The organism is Streptomyces sp. NPDC008163 (assembly GCF_042956885.1).
GTDB classification, from domain to species: Bacteria; Actinomycetota; Actinomycetes; order Streptomycetales; family Streptomycetaceae; genus Streptomyces; species Streptomyces drozdowiczii_A.
The window spans coordinates 1-18,926 of the sequence record NZ_JBIBHG010000001.1; the positions used below are offsets into that span (position 1 = coordinate 1).

The 18,926-nt window shown below is 72.0% G+C and carries 16 protein-coding genes; 6 read left to right on the forward strand and 10 right to left on the reverse strand.

The window, feature by feature from the left end:
• Positions 1-179: 179 nt before the first annotated feature.
• The 5 genes from ACFZAT_RS00005 to ACFZAT_RS00025 form a co-directional block, all read right to left on the reverse strand.
• Positions 180-437: a hypothetical protein gene (locus ACFZAT_RS00005; protein WP_391257865.1), complete on the reverse strand. Its 258-nt coding sequence runs from the start codon at positions 435-437 to the stop codon at positions 180-182.
• A 104-nt stretch (positions 438-541) separates the two neighbouring features.
• Entirely contained in the window at positions 542-1,405 is an 864-nt protein-coding gene (locus ACFZAT_RS00010) for an MqnA/MqnD/SBP family protein (RefSeq protein WP_391257868.1), read from the reverse strand.
• Positions 1,380-2,084 carry a futalosine hydrolase gene (locus tag ACFZAT_RS00015; protein WP_391257871.1) on the reverse strand — a complete coding sequence of 235 codons (705 nt, stop codon included), beginning with the start codon at positions 2,082-2,084 and terminating at the stop codon, positions 1,380-1,382. Before ACFZAT_RS00015 ends, ACFZAT_RS00010 begins: the two co-directional genes overlap by 26 nt.
• A gap of 1 nt (position 2,085) precedes the next feature.
• On the reverse strand, positions 2,086-2,571 hold the full coding sequence (locus ACFZAT_RS00020) for a DUF2771 domain-containing protein (protein WP_391257875.1): 486 nt from the start codon (positions 2,569-2,571) through the stop codon (positions 2,086-2,088).
• Between the two features lie 27 nt (positions 2,572-2,598).
• Complete coding sequence (locus tag ACFZAT_RS00025; RefSeq protein WP_391257878.1) at positions 2,599-4,017, reverse strand: MFS transporter; 1,419 nt, start codon at positions 4,015-4,017, stop codon at positions 2,599-2,601.
• 446 nt (positions 4,018-4,463) lie between these two features.
• On the opposite strand from ACFZAT_RS00025, the gene ACFZAT_RS00030 reads away from it, so the two are divergent.
• The 3 genes from ACFZAT_RS00030 (at position 4,464) to ACFZAT_RS00040 (ending at position 9,997) form a co-directional block, all read left to right on the forward strand.
• On the forward strand, positions 4,464-5,366 hold the full coding sequence (locus ACFZAT_RS00030) for a DUF3027 domain-containing protein (RefSeq protein ID WP_391257881.1): 903 nt from the start codon (positions 4,464-4,466) through the stop codon (positions 5,364-5,366).
• A 301-nt stretch (positions 5,367-5,667) separates the two neighbouring features.
• Entirely contained in the window at positions 5,668-8,883 is a 3,216-nt protein-coding gene (locus ACFZAT_RS00035; protein ID WP_391257884.1) for a sacsin N-terminal ATP-binding-like domain-containing protein, read from the forward strand.
• Positions 8,884-9,058: 175 nt separating this feature from the next.
• Positions 9,059-9,997: a hypothetical protein gene (locus ACFZAT_RS00040; protein WP_391257886.1), complete on the forward strand. Its 939-nt coding sequence runs from the start codon at positions 9,059-9,061 to the stop codon at positions 9,995-9,997.
• A 19-nt stretch (positions 9,998-10,016) separates the two neighbouring features.
• Here the strand turns inward: ACFZAT_RS00040 and ACFZAT_RS00045 are convergent, their stop codons facing one another.
• Both ACFZAT_RS00045 and ACFZAT_RS00050 read right to left on the reverse strand, forming a co-directional pair.
• Entirely contained in the window at positions 10,017-12,446 is a 2,430-nt protein-coding gene (locus tag ACFZAT_RS00045; protein ID WP_391257889.1) for an HAD-IC family P-type ATPase, read from the reverse strand.
• Between the two features lie 24 nt (positions 12,447-12,470).
• On the reverse strand, positions 12,471-12,743 hold the full coding sequence (locus ACFZAT_RS00050) for a DUF2530 domain-containing protein (protein WP_391257892.1): 273 nt from the start codon (positions 12,741-12,743) through the stop codon (positions 12,471-12,473).
• A gap of 211 nt (positions 12,744-12,954) precedes the next feature.
• Between ACFZAT_RS00050 and ACFZAT_RS00055 the strand changes: the two genes are divergently transcribed.
• Positions 12,955-14,409: a solute carrier family 23 protein gene (locus ACFZAT_RS00055; protein ID WP_391257895.1), complete on the forward strand. Its 1,455-nt coding sequence runs from the start codon at positions 12,955-12,957 to the stop codon at positions 14,407-14,409.
• 27 nt (positions 14,410-14,436) lie between these two features.
• Here ACFZAT_RS00055 and ACFZAT_RS00060 read toward each other — a convergent pair whose 3' ends face one another.
• Positions 14,437-14,661 carry a hypothetical protein gene (locus tag ACFZAT_RS00060; RefSeq protein ID WP_391257898.1) on the reverse strand — a complete coding sequence of 75 codons (225 nt, stop codon included), beginning with the start codon at positions 14,659-14,661 and terminating at the stop codon, positions 14,437-14,439.
• Between the two features lie 167 nt (positions 14,662-14,828).
• Here ACFZAT_RS00060 and ACFZAT_RS00065 point away from each other — a divergent pair, with 167 nt between their 5' ends.
• Both ACFZAT_RS00065 and ACFZAT_RS00070 read left to right on the forward strand, forming a co-directional pair.
• Complete coding sequence (locus ACFZAT_RS00065; RefSeq protein WP_018101514.1) at positions 14,829-15,269, forward strand: MarR family winged helix-turn-helix transcriptional regulator; 441 nt, start codon at positions 14,829-14,831, stop codon at positions 15,267-15,269.
• A gap of 77 nt (positions 15,270-15,346) precedes the next feature.
• Positions 15,347-16,681 carry an MFS transporter gene (locus ACFZAT_RS00070; protein ID WP_391257902.1) on the forward strand — a complete coding sequence of 445 codons (1,335 nt, stop codon included), beginning with the start codon at positions 15,347-15,349 and terminating at the stop codon, positions 16,679-16,681.
• 193 nt (positions 16,682-16,874) lie between these two features.
• Here the strand turns inward: ACFZAT_RS00070 and ACFZAT_RS00075 are convergent, their stop codons facing one another.
• Together ACFZAT_RS00075 and pip are read right to left on the reverse strand one after the other, a co-directional pair.
• On the reverse strand, positions 16,875-17,870 hold the full coding sequence (locus ACFZAT_RS00075) for an aldo/keto reductase (RefSeq protein ID WP_391257905.1): 996 nt from the start codon (positions 17,868-17,870) through the stop codon (positions 16,875-16,877).
• A 63-nt stretch (positions 17,871-17,933) separates the two neighbouring features.
• Entirely contained in the window at positions 17,934-18,902 is a 969-nt protein-coding gene (gene pip / locus ACFZAT_RS00080) for a prolyl aminopeptidase (protein ID WP_391257908.1), read from the reverse strand.
• Positions 18,903-18,926 lie beyond the last annotated feature (24 nt).

The window sequence follows — 18,926 nt, forward strand, 5'->3', positions numbered from 1 at the left end:
GGACGGCCGGACTGGACGCGCTCGACCAGGATCCGCCTGCCGTGCACGGTCAGCCGGGCATTACGGTGGGACACGAAGACCTCCGTGTGCGGTGTGGAGCCTAGACACCTCCACCACACCGGAGGTCTTCGTCATGATCAAGACCTGATCCGAGTTAACAACGCTCGTGGTCAATACACCTAGGGCGCCATGGTCGGCGCTCCCTCGACGGGTACCCCCTCCTCGACAACCGCGAAGGACGCCTTGATCTCGCACTCCTCCGGGATCTTGTCCACGGGCCCCGCGCACGTCGACGGGTCGATCGCGGGCTTGCTCCGGGCCCCCTGCTCGGCGTTTCCGGACGACGGAGCGCTGTCCGAAGTGGTCGAGCAGGCGGCCGAGCCCAGCAGAGTGAGCAGGACGACGGCCGCAGAGGCCGCGGCGGCGCGGACGCGCATGGATACCCCCCAGGGTTGATGTACCGGCCTCGGATACGCCGGCCGGTCAACCATGTCACCACGCGCCCCGTGTGTGGCGTGGGGAATGTGGGGGAAACGTGCGCTCAGCCGAACGACAGCGCGTCCGGGGCCAGCGGCGGCACCAGGCCCTCCGCCGCCGCGCGGGTCAGCAGGCCGCGGACCGCCGCGTAGCCGTCCTCGCCCAGGTCCGCGGTGAACTCGTTCACGTACAGGCCGATGTGCTGGTCCGCGACCGACGGGTCCATTTCCTGGGCGTGGGCCTGGACGTACGGGCGGGAGGCCTCCGGGTCGTCCCAGGCCATGCGGACCGAGGTGCGGGCGGATTCGGCGAGGAGCTTCAGCGTGTCCGCGCCCAGCGAGCGCTTGGCGATGATCGCGCCGAGCGGGATCGGCAGGCCGGTGGTGTCCTCCCAGTGCCGCCCCATGTCGGCCAGGTTGTGCAGGCCGTAGTTCTGGTACGTGAAGCGCGCCTCGTGGATCACCAGACCGGCGTCCACCTTGCCGTCCCGGACCGCCGGCATGATCTCGTCGAACGGCATGACGACGATCTCGCCGACCCCGCCCGGAACCGTCTCGGCAGCCCAGAGGCGGAACAGCAGGTACGCCGTCGAGCGCTCGCTCGGCACCGCGACCGTCTTCCCGGTCAGGTCGGTGCCCGCCTCACGGGTCAGGACGAGCGGGCCGCAGCCCCGGCCCAGCGCACCGCCGCACGGCAGCAGCGCGTACTCCTCCAGGACCCAGGGCAGCACCGCGTACGACACCTTGAGCACGTCCAGTTCGCCGCGCTCGGCCATGCCGTTGGTGATGTCGATGTCCGCGAAGGTGACGTCCAGCGCCGGTGCGCCGGGGACCCTGCCGTGTGCCCAGGCGTCGAAGACGAACGTGTCGTTCGGGCAGGGCGAGAAGGCGATGCGCAGCGCGTCAGCCTGCGGATTCGTCTCGGTCATGGCGGGTCCAGCCTTCCAGTACGGGTATGAGCTTCCCGAACGCCTCGGTCAGCGCGGTCAGCGCGTCGCCGATGCGCCAGGCGTCGCGGTCGCGCGGGCCGACGGTGTTCGACACGGCCCTGATCTCCAGGACCGGTACGCCGGCCAGGTCCGCCGCCTCCGCGACCCCGAAGCCCTCCATGGCCTCGGCGACCGCGTGCGGGTGGGCGGCCAGCAGGGCGGCGGTGCGGTCCGCCGTGCCGGTGACGGTGGAGACGGTGAGGATGTCGCCGGCCGTCGCCCCGGTCGCCTCGGCGGCGGCGCGGACGAGGGAGCGGGGCGGGAGGTGCCAGGTCCGGCCGAAGCCGAGCCCGGTCACCGGAACGAAGCCGTCCGGGGTTTCGGCGCCCAGGTCCGCCGCGCCGATGCGGCGGGACACGGCCAGCGAGCCGACCGGGGCGGCCGGTGCGAAGCCGCCGCCGATGCCCGCCGAAACCACCAGGTCGTACGGGTGGGCCGCCAGCGCGAACGCCGTCGACGCCGCCGCGGCGGCCGGGCCGACGCCGCCCGCGAGCACGTCCAGCGGACCGGTGCGGTGGATCTCCGCGCCGCGGATCACGTGGACCGCCGGCTCGTCCCCGTACGCACGCGTGACCGCGTCCCGTTCCACCGGGACCGCGGTCACGACGAGTACGTGCACGTCAGTCGGTCTTCTTCAGCTTGAAGTGCCAGATGCCGATGACCTTCGCGCCCTTGGTCTCCACGATGCTGATCTGCGTGTTCTTCGGGGCCTCGCCGGTCTGGCTCTGGCTGGAGAAGAACGCGCTGCCCGTGATGGACCGGTAGGTCTTCTTGGAGGGCTCCGGCTCGCCGCGCTGGCCGTCGACGAAGAGGGTCCAGCCGTTGTCCGCGATCTCCGGGTCGACACCGAAGTGGACCGTGTCGGTCATCGATACGTCGATGCTCTTCTCCGCGTCCTTGTTCAGGCACTTCTGGGCATCGGAGTTCTTGAGGGCCTTGCCGTCGTTGTAGCAGGCGGCCTCGGCGCTCACCGAGTTGTCGCCGACCGTCACGGTGGCGAGCGGCGTCGGCTTGTCGCAGGCGGAGAGGACGAGGAGTCCCGCGGACACGGCACCAAGAGCGACGCCGATTCGACGGCCCTTACCGGAGAAGAACGCAACGGTCATGGGCCGAAGGCTATCGGTCGCTCCCGCTCACGCCACGCGGGGGTGCGGCGAGCCGCGTCGCGCGGCGCCCAGCAGCCCCCGTACGGAGGCGGAGGCACCCAGCGCCAGCAGCCCGGCGGCGACGGACATGCCCAGTACGCCGTTGAGGGGGAGGGCGATGCCGATCGCGCCGCCCACCACCCAGGCCATCTGGAGCAGCGTCTCGGAGCGGGCGAACGCGGAGGTCCGCACCTCCTCCGGAACATCGCGCTGGATCATCGCGTCCAGCGACAGCTTCGACAGCGCCTGCGTCAGGCCCGCCGTCGCGGCGAGCGCGGCGACCATGACGGTGGAGAAGAAGATGGCCGCGAGGACGGCGACGCCGAGCGCCAGGCCCAGTACCGAGGCGACGATGATCTCCGGGCCGCGCGCCTTCAGCCAGGAGCCGACCGCCGTGCCCAGCGCGTTGCCGACGCCCGCCGCCACGCCGACGATGCCCAGCGAGATCGCGGCGCTCTGCCCGGCGAGCGGGTGCTCGCGCAGCAGGAACGCCAGGAAGAAGATCAGGAACCCGGAGAGCGCCCGGTGCGCCGCGTTGGCCTGGAGGCCGTGCAGCACGGAGGGGCCGACCGACCGGAGCCCCGGCCGCCGCTCGCGGCCCTTGGCGCCGGACTTGTTCCCGGACTTGGCCCCCGCCTTCGTGGAGGGGCGTGGCGCGTTGTCGCCGTGCGGCGGTACGAGCTGCGCCCGGCTTTCGCCCTTCGCCGAGTCCACCTTCGGCGGCAGCGTGAACGCCAGGATCCCGCCGCCGACGAAGATCGCGCACGCCCCGTACAGCGGCCACTGCGGGCCGATCGTCTGGAGCCCGGCGCCGACCGGCGCGGCGGCCCCGGTGGCCAGCAGCCCCGCGAGGGTCACCCGTGAGTTGGCCTTCACCAGCGAGAACTTCGGTGGCAGCAGGCGCGGTACGACGGCGCTGCGCACCACTCCGTACGCCTTCGAGCAGACCAGTACGCCGAGCGCCGCCGGGTACAGCTCCAGGTCGCCGGTCGCGACCGCGCCGGACATGGTCAGCGCCAGCACCGCCCGCGCCAGCATGGAGCCGGCCATCGCGGCCCGGCGGCCGTGCGGCAGGTGGTCCAGGAGCGGGCCGATGACCGGCGCCAGCAGGATGAACGGCGCCATCGTCACCGCGAGGTACAGCGCGACCCGGCCGCGCGCCTGGTCGGTCGGTACGGAGAAGAACACGGTGGACGCGAGCGCGACGGTGATCATCACGTCCCCGGCGCCGTTCACCGCGTGCAGCTCGATCAGCTTGCCGAGGCCGCTCTCACCGGCGCCGTGCGCGTGGGTCGCCTTGCGGATGCCCCGGGCGGTACCGGTGAAGGGGACGCGCAGGGCATGACCGATCGACCGGCCCGCACTGCGGAGCGGGCCGGGACCGTCGTGCGACCTGGCTGAAGCCACTTGGTCATAGTGCCCCAGGACCGTGTGATGCGAACCGGCATCCTCGCGGGGCGCGGTCGGGACCGCCCCGTCGGGTCAGTGTCGGGCCTGGTCACGCGCGGCGCGCCGAAGGCGCGAAACGGCCGGGTCGGAGTTCGGTTCGGGGCCGGCACGGGGGCGGTTCGGGGTCGGTGCCGGGTGGTGGAAACGGCGGCGTTTCGGACGGCAGGTGGGCGGGGAGCGGCGGAGAGGGTAGCGTGCGTAGCGCGCCACCGGCGGTTGTTCTCGGCCGCGCGCCTCTCGGCGATCCCGCAGAATGGATTGCGGAAGGCGTGCCCGAGGTTGGCTCAACGGGTGTGGACGTCGACGCGGCCCCCAGGTCCGCTCCGTCCGCGACCGTATGGCCGAAATCGATGGTCGATGTGCTGGCGCGCTCGTGAGACTGGCGTAGGAGAGAAGCGAGACCTGTGAGTGCTGCGACGACGCGAGGCCGTACGGCCCGGACCGCCCGTACCCCCGCTCCCGACCGTCTGTGCGCCGAGGCGGTAGACCTCGCCCGCGCGGCGGCGGAGGAGGCGGCCGCGCCGGGGATCGTGGGTGAGCATGTGGCGGTGGTCTCCGAGGGGGACCGGGTCGTCACGCATTATTTCGAGTGCAAGGACCCCGGCTACCGGGGCTGGCGCTGGGCCGTGACGGTGGCCCGGGCCTCCCGCGCGAAGAACGTCACCCTGGACGAGACGGTGCTGCTGCCGGGCTCCGACGCGCTGCTCGCGCCGGAGTGGGTGCCGTGGAGCGAGCGGCTGCGGCCGGGGGACATGGGCCCCGGCGACCTGCTGCCGACCGAGGCGGACGACCTGCGGCTCGAACCCGGGTACACGGGGGCGGACGAGCCGCTGCCGAACGCGCCGGCCACGGATGAGCTGGCCGACCTGGTGGACGTCGAGGACGCGGAGCTGACGACGCGCCCGGATCCGGCCGCGCGCGGATCGATCGCGGCGGTGGCGGACGAGCTGGGCATGCGGCGGGCGCGGGTGCTGTCGCGTTACGGGCTGCACTCGGCGGCGGACCGCTGGGACGAGGAGTTCGGCCCGAAGACACCGATGGCGCAGGCCGCGCCGGCGTCGTGCGCCTCCTGTGCCTTCCTGATGCCGCTGGCGGGCTCGCTGCGTCAGGCGTTCGGGGTGTGCGCGAACGAGTTCGGTCCGGCGGACGGGCATGTGGTGTCGCTGTCGTACGGGTGCGGGGGGCATTCGGAGGCGGCGGTGATGCCGAAGCCGCCTGCGGCGGTGCCGCATCGGTTGGACACGGTGCGGGTGGATGAGTATCCGCTGCACGATTCGGCTTCGCCGGAGGACCTGGGCCACGCGTAGCCGGGCGCTGCCCGGGGCCCACGCGGTCTCGGGCTTCCCCGGGGAACCGGTTCCGTCCGCAAGCGCCGGACGGGCTTCGATTGTGCCGGTGCGGGCTCCCGGGTGCGGGCCGGTTGAGGCTCGCTGCCGGCTCGCGAGCCTCTGTCGACGCGCACCGGCCACATCCAGCCCGTCCGGCGTTGAGGACGGAAGCCTTGAGGTGGGGGGCGTGCACCCCGGGGGGCGGGGAGTCGGAGGGCCCGGGCTGTACCCGGTAGCTTCGCGGGGTACGTGACACCGCACCGGCAGAGGGAGCACGCGCATGGGCATCAACGCGACGGAGGGCGATCCGTTCGGCACCGCGCGGTTGCGGCGCGGCGTGCTCGCCGCCTGGGGCGCCGGACCCGCCCGGTTCCGGGAGGACGCCAACGCCGAGGAAGACCTCGCGCTCGGCGGCTACCGCGACCGCCTCGTGGTCGAGCTGGCCCAGAACGCCGCCGACGCCGCGGCCCGCGCCGGCACCCCCGGCCGCCTCAGGCTCACGCTGCACCCCGCAGGGGCCGGCACCCCCGCCGTCCTCGCCGCCGCGAACACCGGCGCCCCCCTGGACGCCACCGGCGTCGAATCGCTGTCCACCCTGCGCGCCTCCGCGAAGCGGGAAGGGCACGAGGGCGCCGTGGGCCGGTTCGGCGTCGGGTTCGCCGCCGTCCTCGCGGTGAGCGACGAGCCGGCGATCACGGGCCGGCACGGCGGCGTCCGCTGGTCCCTCCCCGAGGCCCGCGAGCTCGCCCGGGAGGCCGCCGTCGGCAGCCCCGGACTCGGCGACGAGCTGCGCCGCCGCGACGGCCACGTACCGCTGCTGCGCCTCCCGCTGCCCGCCGAGGGCACCGCGCCCGACGGCTACGACACCGTCGTCGTGCTGCCGCTGCGCGACGGCGTCGCCGAGGACCTGGTCGAACGGCTGCTGGCCGCCGTGGACGACGCCCTGCTCCTCACCCTGGCCGGGCTCGAAGAGGTCGTCGTCGAGACCCCGGAGGGCGTACGCACCCTCCGCCGCTTCCAGCACGGCCCGTACACGCACATCGAGGACTCCGCGCACGGTACGCACCGCTGGCGCACCGCCGTCCACCACGGCCCGATCGGGCCCGAACTCCTCGCCGACCGCCCGCTGGAGGAACGCCTCCGCCCGCACTGGTCGGTGACCTGGGCCGTCCCGGTCGACGCGGACGGCGCCCCGGTCCACCCTCGTACCGCACCCGTCGTGCACGCGCCGACGCCCACCGACGAACCGCTCGGGCTGCCCGCGCTGCTCATCGCCTCGCTGCCGCTGGACACCACCCGCAGGCACCCCGCCCCCGGACCGCTCACCGACTTCCTGGTGCAGCGCGCCGCCGACGCGTACGCGGAGCTGCTCGGCGACTGGGAGCCGGTGTCCGTCGCGACGATCGCCCTGGTCCCGGGCCCCCTCGGCCAGGGCGTGCTGGACGGCGCCCTGCGCGGCGCGATCCTGGAGCGGCTGCCGCGCGTGGCGTTCCTGGAGCCCGCCGCCCCGCGAGAACCGGAGCGCTGGGAGGACTGGGACGAGGGCGTCCGCAAGGACACCGTCGGGCTGCGCCCGGTCGAGGCCGAGGTGGTGGAGGGCGCCGGGGCCCTGACCGTCGCCGTGCTGGCCGAGGTGCTGCCGTGCCTGCTCCCGGCCGGCCTGGAACGGCGCGTCGAGCTGCGCACGCTCGGCGTCGCCCGGGTCCCGCTGACCGAGGCGATCGACCGCCTGGCCGGCCTGGAACGCGAACCCGCCTGGTGGCGGCGGCTCTACGACAGCCTGGCCGGGGTCGACCCGGACCGCCTCTCGGGCCTCCCGGTCCCGCTGGCGGGTGCGGGTACGGGACTGGCCGGGGGCGGCCCGGAGGCCCCCTCCGGCGACCCCGGAGCGCCCGCGCTCCCCCGCACCACCATCGGCCCCCGGCAGGTCCTCCTCCCGCTCCCCGACGCCCTCTCCGGCCCCGTCCTCGACCGCCTCGGCCGGCTCGGGCTCAAGGTCGCGCACCCGGACGCCGCGCATCCGCTCCTGGAGAAGCTGGGGGCCCTGCCCGCCACGCCGCGCGCCGTGCTGACGACCCCGCAGGTGCGGGCGGCCGTCGCCGGGTCGCTGGACGCGGGGGAGATCTGGGACGAGGACGCGCTCGACGGCGACGAGCTGGTGGAGACCGTGCTCACCCTGGTCCGCGACGCCGCCCTGGAACCGGGCGAGGAGTCCTGGCTCGGCGCGCTCGCGCTGCCCGACGAGGACGGCGAACTCGCCCCCGCCGGGGAACTCGTGCTGCCGGACAGCCCGTTCGCCCAGGTCATGCGCGAGGGCGAACTCGCCCTGTGCGACGCGGAGCTGGCCGAGCGCTGGGGCGAACAGCCGCTGACCGCCTGCGGGGTGCTCGCCACCTTCGCGCTCGTACGGGCCGCCGACGTGGTGCTGGACCCGGACGAACTGGAACCGCGTGACAGCGACTTCGCGGAGCCGGACGACGCCGGGCTGCTCGACGCGGTGGACGTGTGGTGCGAGGACATCCTCGACCAGTTGCCGGACAGCCCGGTGCCGCCGGTCGCCACCGAGCTGGTCGCCGTACGCGATCTGGACCTGGTGGACGACGACGCCTGGCCGCAGGCGCTCGCCATGCTGGCGCGGCCGCCGCTGCGGGACGCGCTCACGCAGCCGGTCCGGGTGCTGCTCCCGGACGGCACCACGGAGTCCGTCCGCCCGTACACCGCCTGGTGGCTGCGCGGCCACCCGGTGCTGGGTGGCCGCCGCCCGGCGGGCCTGCGCGCCCACGGCGGCGATCCGCTGCTCGCGGGGCTCTACGACTCCGCCGACGCGACCGGCTTCGAGGACGCCGAGGTGCTGCGCGCCCTGGGCGTACGGACCTCGGTCGCCGCGCTCCTGGACGAGCCGGGCGGGGCCGCCGAACTGCTCGGCCGGCTCGCCGACGAGGACCGCGCGGTCACCGGCGTCCACCTGCACGCGCTGTACACCGCGCTGTCCGCGCTCGACCCGGAACAGGTCACGCTGCCGGACGAGCTGCGGGCGGTCGTGGACGGCGAGGTGCGCGTCGTGGACGCGGCGGACGCGGTGATCGCGGACGCGCCGGACCTGCTGCCGCTCACCGAGGGGCTGCCGCTGCTGCCCGTCGCCCCGGCGCACGCGGCCGAGCTGGCCGAGCTGTTCCAGGTGCGGCGGCTCGGCGAGACCGTGGCGGCCGAGGTCACGAGCGACGGCGAGGCGCACGAGGTGCCCGAGTCCGTGCGCGTGCTGCTGGGGCCGGCGACCCCGGCGACGTACATCGAACACGGCGAGCTCCGCGCGGGCGGCGTGGAACTGGACTGGCGGCGCACCCCGGACGGGGTGGTGCACGCCTCGACGCTGGAGGGCGTCGCGGCGGGCCTGGCCTGGGCCTCCGGCCAGTGGCCCCGCCGCTTCGAGGTCGCGGCGCTGCTCGAAGACCCGTCCCGGACGGAGGAACTGGCCCGCGACCGCTGGTTCGACTGAGCGAATCGTTCGACCGAGTGAACCGGAAGCACGCCTTCACAAAAAAGTCTCAGGACACACACAACCGTTCACAGATGGGGACCGTCTCGTCTGTCGAGCCACCAGGCTCCACAGACGATTGGGCCCGCGCGACGACCGTCGCGGCGGGCCCCCTTCTCCACCTTGGGGAACGAACATGCGCATACGTGCCACCGTGGCCGCTGTCAGCGGCGCCCTGGCCCTTTCCGCTCTCGCCCTTCCGTCGGCCGCCCAGGCCGACGGCGCGCACGGTTCGACCGGCAGCAGCACCGCTCAGCTGGCGCGCGCGGCGCAGTCCGCCGCCGCGCCCACGGGCGCCAAGTCCGGCGCCCGCTCCGCCGCATCCGCGGACGAGCCGGGTCCGCTCGACCTCACCTTCTCGAAGTTCACGGTCAACGGCGGCAAGCCGCTGGTGGTGGGGACCACGTACACCAAGCGCGTCCCGACCACCTTCACCGTGACGCACGCCGCGAACGTGGACATCTTCGCCGAGGACTTCATGCTGGAGGTCGGGCTCTACCGCGGTTCGTTCGACAACCCGGCCAACGAGTTCTACGGCGACGACACGCCCGTCTGCAAGAAGGTGTCCGCCACGGTCGCCACCTGCAAGGGCAACATCGCGGTCTACCCCGAGTTCGACCTGTTCGGCAACGCCGACGCCACGAAGTGGAAGGCCGTGGGCTACGCGGTCGCGCTCAACGGCCAGGACCCGGAGGACGTCGACCCGGGCGACATCGGCTTCGTCGTCCAGGACAACCTGGGCACCACCCTCGTGCAGCGCGCCTCGAAGCAGACCGTCAACGCCTCGCCCGAGCCGGTCAAGAAGGGCGGGACCATCACCGTCACCGGCTGGCTCTCGCGGGCCAACTGGGACGACTACAAGTACCACGGCTACACCAGCCAGTCCGTGAAGCTGCAGTTCCGCAAGAAGGGCAGCAGCACGTACACCACGGTGAAGACCGTCAGGACGAACAACAAGGGTGACGCCAAGACGACCGTGAAGGCCACGGTCGACGGCTACTGGCGCTACAGCTTCGCCGGTACGTCCACCACCCCGGCCGCCACCGCCACGGGCGACTACGTCGACGTGAAGTAGCCCGGCCAGGGCCGCCGCCTCACCCCCCGAAGCGGCGGCCCACCAGCCGCCACGCGTACTCCAGCGCCACCGACGCCACCACCGCGATGCCCACCGCCGTCCACGGCATCTGCGTGCCCACCAGTTTCAGCGCGAAGAAGTCCTGGAGCCACGGCACCGCGAGCACCACCAGGAACGCCAGGCCCATCGCGGCCACCAGGCAGATCCGCCACCAGGTGTACGGGCGGGCGATGATCGCCAGGACCCACATCGAGACCAGGAACAGCGTGAGCGTCGCCGCGCTCGTCTCCGCGTCCAGCGCGCCCGTACCGGAGTAGTGGTGGCGGGCGACCAGGTACATCACGAAGGTCGCGGCGGCGCAGATGACGCCCGAGGGGATCGCGTACCGCATGACGCGGCGCACGAAGTGCGGATGCGCGCGCTCCTTGTTCGGGGCGAGGGCCAGGAAGAACGCCGGGACGCCGATCGTCAGCGTGGACAGCAGCGTCAGATGGCGCGGCAGGAACGGGTACTCGACCTGGAAGCAGACCACCAGGACGGCCAGCAGCACCGAGTACACGGTCTTCGTCAGGAACAGGGTCGCGACCCGGGTGATGTTGCCGATCACGCGGCGGCCCTCGGCGACCACGGACGGCAGGGTCGCGAAGCTGTTGTTCAGCAGCACGATCTGGGCGACCGCGCGCGTCGCCTCGGAGCCCGAGCCCATGGAGACGCCGATGTCGGCGTCCTTCAGGGCGAGGACGTCGTTGACGCCGTCGCCGGTCATCGCGACCGTGTGGCCGCGTGACTGGAGCGCGGCGACCATCTCCCGCTTCTGCTGCGGGGTGACCCGGCCGAACACCGCGTTCTGCTCCATCGCGGAGGCCATCTCGTCGGTGCCCTTCGGGAGCCTGCGCGCGTCCAACGGGTGCTCCGCGCCCTCCATGCCGAGCTTCGCGGCGACCGCGCCGACCGAGACCGCGTTGTCGCCGGAGATCACCTTCGTCGCGACCCGCTGCTCGCCGAAGTACGCGAGGGTCTGTCCCGCGTCGGGCCGCAGCCGCTGTTCCAGCACGACGAGGGCGGCCGGGTCAGCCCCCCGGGCCGCGTCCGGCGCGTCCAGTCCGCCCCGCGCCCGGGCCAGCAGCAGCACCCGCAGGCCCTGCTCGTTGAGCTGCCCGATCTCCGCGAGCGCCGGGTCGTCCTCGGACAGCAGCACGTCCGGCGCGCCGAGCAGCCAGGCGGAGGAGGCGCCGCCGTCCTCGGTGAACGCGGCGCCGCTGTACTTGCGGGCGGAGGAGAACGGCAGGGTCCCGGTGGTCGTCCAGGCGCCGTCCGCCGGGGCGTTCTGCGGGGTGTCCTCCGGGGCGTTCTCCGGGGCCGGGTAGGCGTCGACGATGGCCTGGAGGCTGGCGTTGGGTCGGGGCTCGGACGCGCCGAAGGCCGCCAGGACGCGGCGCAGATACGGTTCCTCGGCACCGCCCAGCGGACGCAGCTCCGTGACGTCCATGCCGCCCTCGGTGAGCGTGCCGGTCTTGTCCAGGCAGACCACGTCGACCCGGGCCAGGCCCTCGATGGCGGGCAGCTCCTGCACCAGGCACTGCTTGCGGCCCAGGCGCACGACCCCGATCGCGAAGGCGACCGAGGTCAGCAGGACCAGCCCCTCCGGGATCATCGGGACGATCCCGCCGACCGTGCGGGCGACGGAGTCCTTGAAGTTGTGCTCCTTGACCACCAGCTGGCTGATCACCAGGGCGGTCGCGGTCGGCACCATCATCCAGGTGATGTACTTCAGGATGGTCGAGATGCCGCTGCGCAGCTCGGACCGGACGAGCGTGAAGCGGGACGCCTCCTCGGCGAGCTGCGCCGCGTACGCCTCGCGCCCCACCTTCGTCGCGGTGAACGCGCCGCCCCCGGCGACGACGAAGCTGCCGGACATCACCGTGTCGCCGGTCTTCTTGAGGACCGGGTCGGCCTCGCCGGTGAGCAGGGACTCGTCGATCTCCAGCCCGTCCGCCTCGGCGACCGTGCCGTCCACGACGACCTTGTCCCCGGGGCCCAGCTCGACCAGGTCGCCGAGGACGATCTCGGAGGTGTGGATCTCGGCGGATCTCCCGTCGCGCCGGACGACGGGTTTCGACTCACCGATGACCGCGAGGCTGTCCAGGGTCTTCTTGGCCCGCCACTCCTGCACGATGCCGATGCCGGTGTTGGCGATGATCACGAAGCCGAACAGGCTGTCCTGGATCGGCGCGACGGCCAGCATGATCACCCAGAGCACGCCGATGATCAGGTTGAACCGGGTGAAGACGTTGGCCCGGACGATCTCGGTCAGCGACCGCGAGGACCGCACCGGTACGTCGTTGACCTCGCCCCGCGAGATCCGCTCGGCGACCTCGGCCGAGGTGAGCCCGCGCCCGGAGGCGCCGGTGCGCTGCCCCCCGGAAAGTTCGGATGCCCGCTGCGTCATGGTTCGACGGTACGGGGCTCCGCCTCAGTCGGCCTGTGGATCCGCCGCCGCTGCCGCCGCCGCGCGCTTGAGGGCCGCGTCCCGCCCCCGTACGTACCAGATGCCGATCAGGCCGAGGCCCGCGCCGGCCAGGCAGGTCCACACCCACCACAGGTGGCCGTGGTCGTCGTACCAGTTGTAGAACGGGATCTGGACGAGGAAGAGGACGAACCAGAGGATCGTGCCGCCGGTGATGGTCGCGACGACCGGGCCCTCCAGGGGCTCCGGCGCCTCGTGCTTGGGTGTCCACTTCGTCATGCAGACATGTTAGGTCGCGCAACACAACCAGCGTGTCGCGCGACCACTTCGCCTCGTCGGGCCAGTCGGCCCATGGGTCTACGCGCGGAGATAGCGATCTTCGCCTTATGTATTCATACTGAATCTGCTTATGGCTGGCTCGAATTATTCGTGTGAAAGTCCAAAGCCGACCGCTTTTGAACCCCTCTACGCACCCTGACTGAGGTCATACATGTCCCCCTCGGCCCCCGCTAAGGTCGACGCCACGCCGCCTCCGCCCTCCCCGTCCTCCGGCGGCCTGGACGGCTTCTTCAAGATCTCCGAGCGGGGGTCGTCGGTAGCCCGCGAGATCCGTGGCGGATTCGCGACCTTCTTCGCGATGGCCTACATCATCGTGCTGAACCCGATCATCCTGGGCAGCGCGAAGGACATGTACGGCCACCAGCTCGACGGCGGCCAGCTGGTCACCGCGACCGTGCTCACCGCCGCGTTCTCCACGCTGCTCATGGGCGTCATCGGCAACGTGCCGATCGCGCTGGCCGCGGGCCTCGGCGTCAACACCGTCGTCGCCCTCCAGCTCGCCCCCCGGATGAGCTGGCCCGACGCCATGGGCATGGTGGTCCTCGCGGGCATCGTGGTCATGCTGCTGGTCGCGACCGGGCTGCGGGAGCGCGTGATGAACGCCGTACCGGGCTCGCTGCGCAAGGGCATCGCGATCGGTATCGGCCTGTTCATCCTGCTCATCGGCCTGGTCGACTCGGGCTTCGTCTCCCGCATCCCGGACGTCGCGCACACCACCGTGCCGCTCCAGCTCGGCTCCGACGGTCACCTCAACGGCTGGCCGGTCCTGGTCTTCGTGCTGGGCGCGCTGCTCACCCTGATCCTGATCGTCCGCAAGGTCCCGGGCGCGATCCTGATCTCCATCGTGGCGATGACCGTCGTCGCGCTGATCATCGACGCGGTCGCGGACCTGCCGGGCGAGGCGTGGGGGCTGACCGTGCCGGAGTGGCCGGGCAACCCCGTGGCCACGCCGGACTTCGGGCTGCTGGGTCACTTCAGCCTGTTCGGCGGCTTCCACAAGGTGGGCGTGCTGACCGGCATCCTGTTCGTCTTCACCGTGCTGCTGTCCTGCTTCTTCGACGCGATGGGCACCATCCTGGGTGTCGGCGACGAGGCGAAGCTGACGGACGCCAACGGCAACTTCCCGGGCATCAACCGGGTGCTCTTCGTGGACGGTGTCGCGGTCGCCGCGGGCGGTGCCAGCTCCTCCTCCGCCTCGACCTGCTTCGTGGAGTCCACGGCGGGCGTCGGCGAGGGGGCCCGCACGGGTCTGGCGAGCATCGTCACGGGCCTGCTGTTCACGGTGGCGCTGTTCCTCACGCCGCTGGCGACCATGGTCCCCTCGCAGGCGGCGACCCCCGCCCTGCTGGCGGTGGGCTTCCTGATCATCGCGGGCTCGGTGCGGGACATCGACTGGAGCGACTTCACGCTCGCGATCCCGGCGTTCCTCGCGATGGTCATGATGCCGTTCACGTACTCGATCACCAACGGCATCGGCATCGGCTTCATCGCCTTCACCGTGCTGCGCCTGGCCTCCGGCCGGGGCCGCGAGGTGCCCGCCGCGATGTACGCGGTGTCGGCGGTCTTCGTCTTCTACTACATGATGCCGGCGCTCGGCCTCACGTAAGGGCGGTGCGCGGACCGGCCCCGGGGGTCAGTTGACCTCCTCGGCCGGGACGCCGTCCGCCGGGCAGAGCTTCTCCTGCCCGTAGAACTTCTCCGTCTCCTCGACAGCCGTCTGAAAGCGCTCGTCGAAGTCGTCGCGAATGAGCGTCCGGACCACGTAGTCCTGGACGCTCATTCCGCGTTTTGCGGCATGCTGCTTGAGCCGGTCGAGCAGCTCACCGTCTATGCGCAGGCTGAGCACTGTCGATCCCATGCCAAGCAGGGTTACGCCCCACGGGCCCGCCGCGCGAGATTTTCCGCCACCGCCTCACTCGTTTGGGTGATCGATTGGTGATCCGGCCCATCCGGCGGAGGTGATCCCGCTTACGCGCGTGTAACACAAGTGGTCTTTAGAGTAGGTAATGAGTTACGCTAACAAACATGCCTGACCTGATCCACGACAGCGACAGTGCCGCCGCCGTGAGCTCCCTCCGTTCCGCCGTCATGCTGCTCGGCCGGCGCCTGAAGCACCAGCGCGTCGACGAGTCGCTGAGCCCGACCGAGATGTCGGTGCTCGGGACGCTCGCCCGTTGTGGTTCCGCCACTCCGGGTGAGCTCGCCCGCAAGGAGCACGTCCAGCCGCCGTCGATGACCCGCATCGTCGCCTTGCTGGAATCGAAGGGTCTGGTCAGGCTGGAACCGCACCCCGATGACCGTCGTCAGAAGATGGTCAGCCAGACCGAGCAGGCCGAGGCCATGCTCGCCGAGAGCCGCAAGAAGCGGAACGCCTGGCTGACCACGCTCGCCGAGGGCCTGGACGAGGACGAGTGGGAGACGCTGCGCAACGCGGCGCCCGTGCTGGAGAAGCTCGCCCACCTGTGAGAGCCGCGTCTCCGCCGAGAGACGCGACTCCGTCCCCGTCGACCAGCAAGATGTCCACGCCGAGGAGGCGAACCCTTTTGAGTACGGGATCCGGAGCAGACTCCGCCCCCGCACCGACTTCCACCCACGAGAGCAAGACCGGCGGGACCTTCTCGTCGCTGAAGATCCGCAACTACCGCCTGTTCGCCACGGGCGCCGTGATCTCCAACACCGGTACCTGGATGTCCCGCATCACGCAGGACTGGCTCGTTCTGAGCCTCACCGGGTCCGCCGCCGCCGTGGGCATCACCACGGCGCTCCAGTTCCTCCCCATGCTGCTGTTCGGTCTGTACGGCGGCGTCATCGCCGACCGGCTGCCGAAGCGCAAGCTCCTGCTCGTCAGCCAGGCCGCCCTGGGCGCCTGCGGTGTCGTGCTCGCCGTGCTCACGCTCTCCGGCGTGGTGCAGGTCTGGCACGTCTATCTGATCGCGTTCCTGCTCGGCATGGTCACCGTGGTCGACAACCCGGCCCGGCAGGCGTTCGTGTCCGAGATGGTCGGCCCCGCGCAGCTGCGCAACGCGGTCAGCCTGAACTCGGCGAACTTCCAGTCGGCCCGGCTCATCGGTCCCGCCGTCGCGGGTGTGCTGATCACCACGGTCGGCAGCGGCTGGGCCTTCATGTTCAACGGCCTGTCTTTCCTCGCCCCGCTCGTCGGCCTGATGATGATGCGGCCGAGCGAGCTCCACAAGTCGGTCATCGTGCCGCGTGCGAAGGGCCAGCTCCGTGAGGGGCTGCGGTACGTCTCCGGACGCCCCGAGCTGATCTGGCCGATCGTCCTGGTCGGCTTCGTCGGCACCTTCGGCTTCAACTTCCCGATCTGGCTGACGGCCTTCGCGGACGAGATCTTCCACGGCGGCGCCGGGATGTACTCGTTCTTCAACATCCTCATGGCCGCCGGCTCGCTGGCCGGTGCCCTGCTCGCCGCCCGCCGCCGCTCCTCGCGGCTGCGGATGCTGGTCGCCGCCGGCACGGCGTTCGGCCTGCTGGAGATCGTCGCGGCGCTCGCGCCGAACGTCTGGGTCTTCGCGGTCCTGCTCGTCCCCATCGGCATGATCGGCCTGACGACCAACATCAGCGCCAACACCAGCGTCCAGATGGCATCGGACCCGGCCATGCGCGGCCGGGTGATGAGCCTCTACATGATGGTCTTCGCCGGGGGTACGCCGGTGGGCGCCCCGATCGTCGGCTGGATCAGCGACGCGTACGGTGCCCGCACCGGCATGGTGGTCGGCGGCGCGCTGTCCCTCGCGGCTGCGGTCGGCATCGGCGTGATCCTGGCCCGTCTCGGCGGTCTGCGCCTCAAGGTGGACCTGCGCCCGGGCCGCCCGCACGTCCGCTTCGTCCAGCGCGAGCAGCTGGCCACGGCGGCGTAAGGATTCACGCCCGTACGCGACGACGCGGCCCCGCTCCCGGTTCTCGGGGGCGGGGCCGCGTCGCGTTCACGCATGCAGGTCCGGTTACGCTCGTCGGGTGGACCCGAAGACCAGAAACCGCATCATGGCGGCCGTGCTCGTACTGATGTTCGCCGTCGTCGCCGTGGCGGCCGCCGTCGGCTGACGGGCGCCTCTACCAGGCGAAGTTCTCCGGCGACGGGCCCGGACCGGGGAAGATCTCCTCCAGCGCGTCCAGCACCTCCGCCGACAGCTCCAGCTCCACCGCGCGCAGCGCCGAGTCGAGCTGCTCCCGCGTGCGCGGGCCGGAGATCGGGCCGGTGATCCCGGGCCGCGTCAGCAGCCAGGCGAGGCCCACCTCACCGGGCTCCAGGCCGTGCTTGCCGAGCAGGTCCTCGTACGCCTGGATCTGCGCCCGCACCTTCGGGTCGGCCAGTGCGTCGCCGGAGCGGCCGGAGGTGGAGCGGGCGCCGCCGCCCTCGCGCTCCTTGCGGATCGCGCCGCCGAGCAGGCCGCCGTGCAACGGCGACCACGGGATGACGCCGAGGCCGTACTCCTGGGCGGCCGGGATGACCTCCATCTCGGCGCCGCGTTCCATCAGGTTGTAGATGCACTGCTCGCTGACCAGGCCGTAGCTGCCGCGCTGCCGGGCGCGCTCGTTGGCCTGGGCGATCTTGTAGCCGGAGAAGTTCGAGGAACCGGCGTACAGGATCTTGCCCTGCTGGACCAGTACGTCGATGGCCTGCCAGATCTCCTCGATCGGGGTGTCCCGGTCGACGTGGTGGAACTGGTACAGGTCGATGTGGTCCGTCTGGAGCCGCTTCAGGCTGGCGTCGACGGCCCGGCGGATGTTGACGGCGGACAGCTTGTCGTGGTTGGGCCACGCCTCGCCGTCGGCGCCCATGTTGCCGTAGACCTTGGTGGCGAGCACGACCTTGTCGCGGCGGTCGCCGCCCTTGGCGAACCAGGTGCCGAGGATCTCCTCGGTGCGGCCCTTGTTCTCGCCCCAGCCGTAGACGTTCGCGGTGTCGAAGAAGTTGACGCCGGCGTCCAGCGCGGCGTCCATGAGGTCGTGACTGTCGCTCTCGTTGGTCTGGGGGCCGAAGTTCATCGTCCCCAGGACGAGGCGGCTTACCTTGAGTCCGGTGCGTCCGAGCTGCGTGTACTTCATGGACCCCAAGCCAACTCCTTCGAGCGCGCTCGAAGCAAGCGTGTCGCTCCGCGCATGCGGGGATCACGCCCCCGCGAACCGGTCGAGTGCCGTGAGGACCGCCCGGCTGGTCGCCGCCCCGCCCAGGTGCCCCGCGTCCTCGATCACCGTCAGCTCCGCGCCCGGCCACGCCCTGGCCAGCTCCCACGCCGTGCCGAGCGGCCCGCCCATGTCCCGCCGCCCGTGCACCAGCACCCCGGGAATCCCGGCCAGCCGCCCCGCGTCGCGGATCAGCCGGCCCTCCTCCAGCCAGGCGCCGTGCGAGAAGTAGTGCGAGCAGATCCGCACCAGCGCCGCCTGCGCCCGGCCGGGCCGCCCGCTGTACGGGGGCGGGCCCGCGTACGCCTCGCCGGACAGCACCGCGTCCTCCCAGGCGCACCACTCCGCCGTCGCCCGCGCCCGTACCTCCGGATCGGGGTCCGCGGTGCGCCGGGCGTAGGCGGCGAGCACATCCGGGGTCGCGTTGCCGGCGGCCTCCGGGACGTGGGCCCGGAAGCGGTCCCACGCCTCCGGGTAGAAGAGGCCGGCGCCGCGGTACAGCCAGTCGATCTCGGAGCGGCGGGTCGTGGTCACCGCCGGGATCACGATCTCGCTCACCCGCTCCGGGTGAAGCTCCGCGTACGCCAGGATCAGCGTGGAGCCCCAGGAACCCCCGTACAGCAGCCAGCGGTCGATCCCGAGGTGGGCGCGGAGGCGTTCCATGTCGGCGATCAGGTGGTCCGTGGTGTTGTGCCGCAGGTCGACGGCCGGGTCGCTCGCGTGCGGGGTGGAGCGGCCGCAGTTGCGCTGGTCGAAGAGGACGACGCGGTAGCGCTCCGGGTCGAAGTACTGCCGGGGCCGCTCGGTGCAGCCGGAGCCGGGGCCGCCGTGGACGACGAGGGCGGGCTTCCCGGCGGGGTTGCCGCAGACCTCCCAGTACACGCGGTTGCCGTCGCCGACGTCGAGCGAACCGTGGTCGTGGGGCTCGATCGGGGGATATGTCTCGTCGCGCATGACGCGGTGTCTCCTCGCTCGGCA